Here is a 1,882-nt window from a genome sequence, read left to right as displayed (position 1 = left end):
CGCACCCCCGCCGCGGCCGCCCGCACGCACGAAGGTCCGGTCCCCACCCCGGGGACCGGACCTTCGTCGTGCTGCCGACGGGACCGCGACGACGCGGCCGGCCGGTCAGACGTTGGCGGTCGCGGGCGGCGCCGTCTGGGGCGTGTCGGTGACGACGGCGCGCGGGACGGTCCCGACCTTGCGCAGCGCCCAGCCGACGAGCACGAACGTGACGCCGACGCCGAACACCAGGAGCGCGACGCCGAACGCGACGACCGAGGTGAACAGCGACGCCCTCAGGAACGACGCGGTCATCACCGTCGAGCGCGTCGGGTCGTCCTGGTCGAGCTCCGCGTACGTCTTGCCGCCCGACGCCTCGAGCGCGTGCGTGTTGATGATGTCCGCCTGGACCCACGCCTCCCAGGGCGTGTCGACGAGCTGGCCCTGGAAGGCCGACGCGTCGTCGGACACCGTGATCTTCTCGGCGGCGAGGTTGCTCGCGACCGCTCCCCACGTGACTCCCCCGGCGACGATGAAGACGACGCCCAGGACGACGGTGATGAGGCCGATGACGCGCACCGCGCCCGACCGTTCCCCCACTGCAGCACTCGACATTTCCCGATCCCTTCTGCACCACTGACAGAACGGGCCCGGACACCCGGGCCCGACAGGCCGAGCTCACGAGACAGCACCTTCCTGGCGAGCGTATCCCCAGGTCGGTGGGCAGAACAGGAGGTAACGGGCGACACACCCGCGAGCAGCGGCCTGCCGGGCGACCGCGGGGGCCGCCCGGCAGACCTCGACGGGGTCTCGCGCGCTCAGGCGGGGACGGCGACGGGGCGCGTCTCGTCGGTCGCGTCGTGCCGCGCGTCGGGCCCGCTCGTCGACGCGGCGAGGGAGCGCAGCGCGCTCCCGGCGAGCAGGAAGCCGACGCCGACACCGACGACGAGGAGCGAGACGCCGAAGGCGATGACGGACGTCATGAGCGACGCGCGCAGGAACGAGGCCGTCTGGACCATCGGTCGTGCGGCGTCGTCCTGGTCGAGCTCGGCGTAGGTGCGGCCGTCCGACTCGGCCATCGCGTGACCGCGGATGGCCTCGGCCTGGGACCACGCCTCCCACGGGGTGTCGACGAGCTGGCCGGCGAACGCCGGGGCGTCGTCGGAGACGTGGATCTCCTCCTGGCCGAGGCTCGCGCCGACGCCGAACCAGGTGGCGACGCCGGCGACGGCGAGGAGCGCTCCGAGCGCGAGGACGAGGGTGCCGAGGAGCCGGACGGGACGGCGGCGTGCACGTGCGGACATGGTGGTCCCCCTGATGGGTCGGTATCACGGACGTGCCGAGGTCAGGTGTGGACGAGCGACCCCGGCGAGGACATGCACCGCGCGGTCCCCGTGACGCTAGCCGCTGTCACGGGTGTGATGCGCGGAGTTGTCCACGATGTGACAACGGGGCGTACGACGAATCGGTTCAGTGCGTCCGCAACAAAAAAGTATCGAAACTGCCGGTCAGCGCATCGCGCGGGCGCGCTCGTACTCGGCGAGCGCCGCTCCCAGCACGTCGTCCCAGCCGAACGCGGGACGAACCGAGCGGTTGTGCGTGCGGATGCCCGCGAGCAGCCGGCCGTCCTTGGCGAGGTGCACGACGGCCTCGGTCATCTCCGCGTCGTCGGCGACGAGCAGCCCGTCGACGCCGTCGGTGACGAACTCCGCGATGCCCGTGCCCCGGCGCGCCACGATCGCGAGCCCGGCGGTCCGGGCCTCGAGCGCGGCGATGCCGAACGCCTCGAGCTCGGCAGGGGCGAGGAACACGTCGGCGTGCGCGTAGGCGGCGCGCACCTGGGGACGCGTCAGGCGGCCGCGCAGGTCGACGACGCCGTCGAGCCCCTGCGCCGACACCGCGG

Annotated in this window: 3 protein-coding genes; all 3 read right to left on the bottom strand. The window is 73.1% G+C overall.

Annotation, left to right across the window (positions count from 1 at the left end):
• Positions 1-105 precede the first annotated feature (105 nt).
• Positions 106-594: an aromatic ring-opening dioxygenase LigA gene (locus tag HGA02_RS18045; protein WP_168680650.1), complete on the bottom strand. Its 489-nt coding sequence runs from the start codon at positions 592-594 to the stop codon at positions 106-108.
• A 203-nt stretch (positions 595-797) separates the two neighbouring features.
• Positions 798-1,283, bottom strand: coding sequence for an aromatic ring-opening dioxygenase LigA (locus HGA02_RS18040; RefSeq protein ID WP_168680648.1), 486 nt, complete (start codon positions 1,281-1,283; stop codon positions 798-800).
• A 204-nt stretch (positions 1,284-1,487) separates the two neighbouring features.
• The coding region (locus tag HGA02_RS18035; RefSeq protein WP_168680646.1) for a glycosyltransferase at positions 1,488-1,882 on the bottom strand (395 nt) is incomplete at its 5' end.

Source organism: Cellulomonas septica (genome assembly GCF_012396155.1).
In the GTDB taxonomy this organism is placed as follows: domain Bacteria; phylum Actinomycetota; class Actinomycetes; order Actinomycetales; family Cellulomonadaceae; genus Cellulomonas; species Cellulomonas septica.
The sequence above is the reverse complement of the archived record's forward strand: the minus strand, read 5'-3'. Positions and strand labels throughout refer to the sequence as shown.

Excerpts from the sequence above, each read along its gene's own strand:
- HGA02_RS18045 (WP_168680650.1), bottom strand. The coding sequence starts at position 594 with ATGTCGAGTGCTGCAGTGGGGGAACGGTCGGGCGCGGTGCGCGTCATC.
- HGA02_RS18040 (WP_168680648.1), bottom strand. The coding sequence starts at position 1,283 with ATGTCCGCACGTGCACGCCGCCGTCCCGTCCGGCTCCTCGGCACCCTC.